The 7,455-nt window shown below is 33.3% G+C and carries 5 protein-coding genes; 2 read left to right on the top strand and 3 right to left on the bottom strand.

The features are described 5' to 3' along the window. The first annotated feature begins 50 nt into the window (after positions 1-50). Both AB671_RS11010 and AB671_RS11005 read left to right on the top strand, forming a co-directional pair. Complete coding sequence (locus AB671_RS11010; RefSeq protein WP_066679288.1) at positions 51-1,676, top strand: M1 family metallopeptidase; 1,626 nt, start codon at positions 51-53, stop codon at positions 1,674-1,676. A gap of 127 nt (positions 1,677-1,803) precedes the next feature. Then, on the top strand, positions 1,804-3,660 hold the full coding sequence (locus tag AB671_RS11005) for a peptidase M61 (protein WP_066679289.1): 1,857 nt from the start codon (positions 1,804-1,806) through the stop codon (positions 3,658-3,660). A 227-nt stretch (positions 3,661-3,887) separates the two neighbouring features. Here AB671_RS11005 and AB671_RS11000 read toward each other — a convergent pair whose 3' ends face one another. The 3 genes from AB671_RS11000 to AB671_RS10990 are packed head-to-tail and all read right to left on the bottom strand — an operon-like array spanning position 3,888 to position 7,455. Further along, the gene (locus AB671_RS11000; protein ID WP_066679290.1) at positions 3,888-4,784 is read right to left on the bottom strand and encodes a GLPGLI family protein; all 897 of its coding nucleotides are present in this window, start codon (positions 4,782-4,784) and stop codon (positions 3,888-3,890) included. 1 nt (position 4,785) lies between these two features. Then, on the bottom strand, positions 4,786-5,616 hold the full coding sequence (locus AB671_RS10995; RefSeq protein WP_066679292.1) for a GLPGLI family protein: 831 nt from the start codon (positions 5,614-5,616) through the stop codon (positions 4,786-4,788). A gap of 30 nt (positions 5,617-5,646) precedes the next feature. Beyond that, entirely contained in the window at positions 5,647-7,455 is a 1,809-nt protein-coding gene (locus AB671_RS10990; RefSeq protein ID WP_066679294.1) for a M56 family metallopeptidase, read from the bottom strand.

Raw genomic sequence — 7,455 nt, 5'->3', positions numbered from 1 at the left:
ATATTCTTAATAATATTCTTTAATTTTGGTTTTAGTCAAATTTCATCTTAATGAAAAAAATATCTTGCTCAATTTTATTAGTTTCCGGTTTAGCTTTCGGTCAATTTTTCGAAAAAGGTAAAACCTTTACGAAACAAGACACTTTAAAAGGTTCCAATACCGAATTTAGAAATTTCTGGGATGTAAAAAAATATGAACTTTCTGTGGAACCCAATTTTCAGCAAAAAAGTATTGCTGGAAATAATAAAATAAGTTTTGAGATTACTAAAGATATTTCAAATCCAGTTTTTCAAATTGATTTGCAACAGCCAATGAAAGCTGATAAAATAGAGGGAAGTTTTCCCATTGCAAATTACAAACAAGACGGCGATTTTATTTGGATTACAACCCATAAAAAATTTAAAAAGGGAGAAAAATATTCAATTAATATTACCTATTCCGGAAATCCTGTTATTGCAAAAAGAGCACCTTGGGACGGAGGTTGGATTTTCACAACAGATGAAAAAGGAAATCCGTGGATGAGCGTTGCCGATGAAGGAATTGGTGCTTCAGTCTGGCTTCCTACAAAAGATATTTGGAGTGACGAACCTGATAACGGAATCATTATGAAAATTATTACTCCAAAAGATTTAGTTGGAGTCGGAAATGGAAGATTAATTAACAAAAAAACCGAAAACAATAAAAACATTTTCACCTGGGAGGTTAAAAACCCGATCAATGCGTATTCTATTATTCCGAATATTGGAAAATATGTAAATTTTAAAGATTCTTACACGGGAGAAAAAGGAAAACTGGATCTTGATTATTGGGTAATCAACTATAATTTAGAAAAAGCAAAAAAACAATTTCAACAGGTAAAACCAATGCTAAAAGCGTTTGAATATTGGTTTGGTCCTTATCCTTTTTATGAAGATTCTTACAAATTGGTAGATTCCCCTCATTTGGGAATGGAACATCAGAGCAATATCGCCTACGGAAATGGGTATCAAAACGGATATTTAGGCAGAGATCTTTCAGGAACCGGAGTGGGTTTAAACTGGGATTTTATCATTATTCACGAAAGCGGACACGAATGGTTTGCCAATAATATTACGGCAAAAGATCAAGCCGACATGTGGATCCATGAAGCTTTCACCAATTATTCTGAAGTTCTTTTCACCGAAAATTATATGGATAAAAAATCTGCGGATATTTATGCGCAGGGAATTCAGAATAATATTGAAAATGACGTTCCTATTATAGGAAAATACGGAGTGCGAAATGAAGGCAGTGGTGATATGTACGCGAAAGGCGCAAGTATGGTTCATACGATGAGACAGATTATTAATGACGATGCAAAATTCAGACAGATTTTAAGAGGTTTAAATAAAGATTTTTACCATCAAACTGTCACAACTGAGCAAGTTGAAAAATATATTTCAGAGAAAGCAGGTTTCGATTTTACAACAATTTTCAACCAATATTTACGGACAACCGATGTTCCTGTTTTAGAATATGCTCAAAAAGGAACAGAACTGAAATACCGTTTTGTAAAAGGTGTAAAAAACCTAAACCTTCCGATAAGATTTGGTGAATATACCATTTCACCGAGTGAATCTTGGCAAACGTTGAAGCTTAAGAATTCAAATCCGGTAGAGTTTAGCAAGAATTATTATATCAGATATAAACAGATTTAATGAAATTTTAAAAGGCAAAATCATAAGTATGGTTTTGCTTTTTTTAACTAAAGTTTAGCAAAAAATTATAAATTTCTCTGTAACAAACTCAATTTAAAATCAACTACTTATCAATAAAATAAACCTAATGAAAAAAATAGCACTCAGTTTAGGAATTCTTGCGGTGGCTTTCGTTCAAGCGCAATCTATAAAAACAAACATCGACCTGGTGAATGTAAAAGACGATAAAATAGCCGTTACGATGGAGTTTCCGAAAATGAAATCGAATGACGTGAAATTTCACTTTCCAAAAACAGTTCCCGGAACTTATTCTGTGGATGATTACGGAAGATTTATTGAAGGAATAAAGTTTTTAGATAACAAAGGAAAAGAAATTGCTTTTACCAAAGTGAATGACAATACCTACTCTCTAAAAAACGCAAAAGCTTTAAGTAAAATTACATACTGGGTAAACGACAGTTTTGACGAAGAAAACGACACAGACAAGCATAAAGCTGTATTTTCACCTTCCGGAACAGATATTGAGCAGGGAAAAGTTTATTTAATTAATACGCATGGCTTTGTAGGTTATATCGACAATATGCAAGATGTTCCGTATCAATTGGTAATTCAGAAACCTAATGACTTTTACGGAACGACCGCTTTGGTGGATCAGGATAAATCTGAAGCAACAGATACTTTTACATTAGCAAATTATGCTAAACTGACCGATTCTCCTTTAATGTATTCAAAACCTGATTACATCACTTTTAATGCAGGCGGAATGGATCTTGTTTTGGGCGTTTATTCTCCAACAGGAAAATACAAAGCAGCAGATTTTAAAGAAAATTTAGAAAAAATGGTCGTTGCTCAAAAGAAATTTTTGGGTGATATGAATACCAATAAGAAATACGCCATCATGCTTTATCTTGCAGGAACTGAAGGTCCGCAAATTAAAGGTTTCGGGGCTTTGGAACATCACGAGTCTACAAGTGTTGTCCTTCACGAAATGATGCCTAAAGAAGCGATTGATGAATCTATTGTTGACGTAGTTTCTCATGAATTTTTCCACACCGTGAATCCTCTGAAGACGCATTCTGAAGAAATTCATTACTTCGATTATGCAGATCCGAAAATGTCTCAACATCTTTGGATGTATGAAGGCGGAACCGAATATTTTGCCAATTTATTCCAGATTCAGGAAGGTTTAATTACCAAAGATCAGTTTTTACAGAGAATCGGCGACAAGATCAAAAATTCTAAAAGCTATGATGACACCATGCCTTTTACGGTGATGAGTAAAAATATTCTTCAGGATCAGTACAAAGACCAGTACAGAAACGTTTACGAAAAGGGAACGCTTTTGACGATGTGTCTTGATATTGAACTGAGAAAATTATCAAACGGAGAAATGGGTTATCGCGATATGATCAGAAAATTATCTCAGAGATTTGGTGAGAACAAGCCATTTAAAGATGATAAACTGATTGATGAATTGGTAACCATTACAGGATATCCGCAGGTAAAAGATTTTTACAATAAATATATTGCAGGAAGCCAGCCGACTCCGTATGCAGATTATTTAGCTCAAGTAGGTGTAGAAATCAAGAAGCAGGAAACTCCGCCTATGTTTTGGTTTATCAAAGATCCTGCGCAAACCGGATACGATGAAAAGAACAATGCTTTTGCCTTTGATGATCATTCTGCTTTATCACCATTCTCAAAAAGTATCGGATTTAAAATTACCGATCAAGTTTTTGCTTTAGACGGAAAAACCATCAATATTCAAAATGCACAGGAATTTATCAGCTATGCACAATCGATCAAAGAAGGTCAAAATGTTACCGTAACCGTTCTTCGTAAAAACGGCGATAAAATGGACAAAATTGATTTGAAAGGAAAAGCTGTTTTAGATAAAATAACAATGGAAACATTACAATTTAAAGCTAATCCTACTCCTGCAGAACAGAAACTTCAGGATCAGTGGTTGACTGGAAAAAAGTAAGTTAATTTAAGTTGTTGATCGTTTTTGGTTGATAGTTGATGGTTTGACATCCTATGTAAAAATCAAAAATTATATTATTCAAAGAATTTAAAATAAAAACAAGCGGGGAAAAATTTCCTCGCTTGTTTTATTATGAATGAGATTTTAGAGTTCCTAAAAAGATTGAATAGTTTTTATTTTTAATAGATTGAATTTTAAACTAAAAACTAACAACCAAAACCTAACAACTAATTATACAGTTCCGGCTCAATAGGATTATTATTCTTTTTAAAACCTTCCTTTGCTTTTTTCTCCATTTCTCTGAAAACCTGATTAGGATCTGATATCTCTCTTCCATCGGCTGTTTTTGTTTTAAAAACAATCTTATTAGTATCAGAATTTTTGGACATCATTTCTCGCATATTTTTCGTGGGATCACTTTTATATGCTTTCCATGCTTTTTTAAACTGAGCTTTATTGATTTCAATATCCTTCCCTCCCATTCCATAAAGTTGAACTCCTTGCGGAAGATTCATCTCTTTTTCCATAGTAGTTTGAATCGTTTTATTTCCAACTAAAGTCAGGGAATGTGAACCTGTTTTATCTTCAATTTTCACAATCAAACCGGGAAGTCCGTAGAATTTATAAGGTCCGTCCTGAAAAGGTAAATCTGTAGAAAACCAAGCCGTCCATTCTCTTCCGCCATATTTCGTCGTCGCTTTTTGAGCATTGTATTCACCAATTTTCTGCTTATCTGGAAGAATCTTCCATTCAGGTTTTTTATCTTCCTCAATTTTATAATTGTCGCTGGAGATCTTTGTGAAAAGATGAGTTTTAAAATCAGGATATTGTTTGGTAACCTTGTAAGAAATCATTCCCGGTTTATCGTTTCTACTGATACTAATGCTGTTGGGACTCAATTTTAATTGTCTCTCCAAATCTGCCTGTGAAGTAGAATCTGCTACAAACTTTTCCTGACCGTAATATTTTGATCCGCTTTTATCAATATCCAAAAGCATTATTTCTTTCAAAACGTTTGCTTTATCTGTAGAATCGGGAATAAATTTATAATCGTAGAAAAAACGGTTTTGAGCAAAACTGGAGAATCCTATAATTAATAAAAGTGCTAAAGATATTTTTTTCATTCTACTTTGTTTTATTAAGTTCTATTCTGTTGTTATCTTTTTTTATATTTGCTTTCAAGCGTTCTTCCTGATCTTTCATTTGATTTCCGGTACCATCTTTCATAATCATCGTAACACCGCCCATCTGCATCTGTTTTAATCCTTTTGTAGGATCATTCTCATATTCTTTAACCAATTTGTCATATTGTTTTTGATTGATTAAAACTTCTTTCTCTCCAAAAACATCTTTTGGTATTTCTGTAATATTTTTTACAGCCTGCAGATTAAAAACATGAGATTTACTAAGGTCTTCAAGCTTTACAATCAAACCGGGAAGACCATGAAATTTGTACGGTCCATCCTGAATCGGAATATCTGAAGTGAACCATGCCGCCCATTTTCTTCCTCCAAATTCTGTTTCCGCTTTCTGGGTATTCCATTCTCCGATTTTTTGCTTTTCGGAGCTTATTTTCCAATCTATTTTTCGGTCATCAGCAACTTTATACTGATCTCTCAAAATCCTGTTGTGCAAATAAACTTCATACTTCGGATATTTTTTGGAAATCGAATATCTTACGGAGCCCTTTCGTCCATCAGTCTTAACATTCATAATCCCCGTTGAAGCCAATTGTTTTTCCAGATCAACTCTCATAATAGAATCGGAATGGTAAGCCGTATAGCTGTAAAACTTGGATCCCGAATCAGCAACATCAAGATTCATCATCTCCGTTTTTATATCGCCTGTATTGGTAGAATCTGGTATAAAACGGTATTCGTAAGTAAAACGTTTGTTTTGAGCATTGGCAAAAACACCAATCATCAATACACAGAAAACGGTTATTAGTTTTTTCATTCTAAAACTTATTTTGTGAATAATTAAAAATTATTTTTGTCTTGTTTTGATATGAATTTCCCCCGCGTCTTTACCGGAAATTTTCGTTTTGTTGATATTAATAGATTCTATATTCTTTGGATCAAGACTTTGCATTTCTTCATTCGAACTTACATTTCCATCAATGAAATATTTTATATCTCCCCCAGAATTAGTCTTAATCATATCTTTCACATTTGTTTGGAAAGTTCCTTCTGTAGAAAGAAATTTACTATTAGAAGGCTTTGAAAAATCTGTATAAGAAGAGCTTGCTGAGTAACTTACTTTCGGTGCATGAGCATTCACTGCAACCACCCACGGCTTTCCTACCATATTTTTTGTCTGCTCTCTTACAATTTCTGCCTGCTGTCTGGCAACTTCTGCTTGTTTTGCTGCAAGTTCTGCCTTTTCTTTAGCTAATTTTTCAAGTTTTCTTATTTCTTTTTTGCTGAGGCCCGGAAGATTTTTATAATCAATATTGGGAACATTATAAGAATACATCCTTACTTTTGGGAAATTTGGAGTCGCTGGTGAAGCAGGAGGTAATGGAACTTCAGGAAAATCAAAATTTAGTTTAACATATTCTCTGGCCGCGTTCTTAAAATCATCAGATTTAAAATATTCTCCTGAGGCCTTCAACTGATCTCTCATTTTTTGACGAGCTTCAGCATGATTATAGTTTTGTACACTTGAAATTTTCCCAATTTCTTCAGACAGTTTACCAATTTCTGCTATATTTTTTTCGAAATCTTCGCTTTCAGGGTTAAGAGTTTTCAAAACTTTTGATTTCTCTTCAATTTTTTTACCGAGTTCTGTAATTTTCTTCTGATGCGCATCTACTTTAAATGATGCTTTTGGTGTAACAATTTCTTGTGGTTTTTCTATCTTCTGTGGTCTTACAGTATCCTGTTTGATTTCAGCAACGGCTTTTTCAATTTCGTTATTTACTTCTTTTATTTCTTTGTTTTTCGCATTAACCATGTAAGCAAATGCAACGGTGAATAAAACCGGTAAGGCAAATATTCTGCGCGCATACCCGAATTTTGTTTGAGGTTTTTGTAACATTTTGAGTCGTTTTTTGAGGTTTGAACTTAGAAACGGACTGGTCGCAGGCAAAGTTTTTCCGGAAAAATGGCTTGCTAAAAGCATCTGCGCAAATGCTTTTGTGTCCGATTGTTTGACGGCTTTTTTATCAGCCAGATATTCGTGTATTAAATTGATTTCTTTTTTAATAATATGAAAGAACGGATTGAACCAAAAAACAGAAGTAAGAATCTCTATAAATATCTTATCGATAGAGTGTTTTTGTTCAATATGAACCATTTCGTGCTTTAAAATCTGTTTTCCGACTTCTGAATTGATCACAATAGAGTTTTTCCAGAAAAGATTTTTGAAATACGAAAATGGTGCTTCAGAAAGATTGGTCTGGTAAAAATTTACCCCTTCAAAACTTTCTTTTTCAAACTGGCTTTTGAGTTGTTGGATTCTGAAAATCCCATACATGAACTTCCCTAAAAAATAGAGAGAAACCAATCCCAAACCAGAAAGAATAATTCTAAAATAAATGTAGCCATGATCTATATTATTAGTTGTATTTAAATTCTGTAATTTATTAATCAACAAAAAAAGATTCTCATTAACTTCAATCGTAAAATCTTCCACTTTAATAAGAGGCAGCAAAATTGAGATTAACATTGCCGACAAAAGATAAAATCTGTTGTAATGATGAAAGGTCTTATCTTTTAAAGACAACTGATAATATAAAAACATTACACCCGAACAGATGATTACTTTTATGAAGTAAAAAATCAGAGCTTCCAT

It is taken from the genome of Chryseobacterium sp. BGARF1, assembly GCF_001677955.1.
Classification (GTDB): domain Bacteria; phylum Bacteroidota; class Bacteroidia; order Flavobacteriales; family Weeksellaceae; genus Chryseobacterium.
Note: the sequence above shows the minus strand (reverse complement) of the source record. Positions and strands in the feature narration are given on the sequence as shown.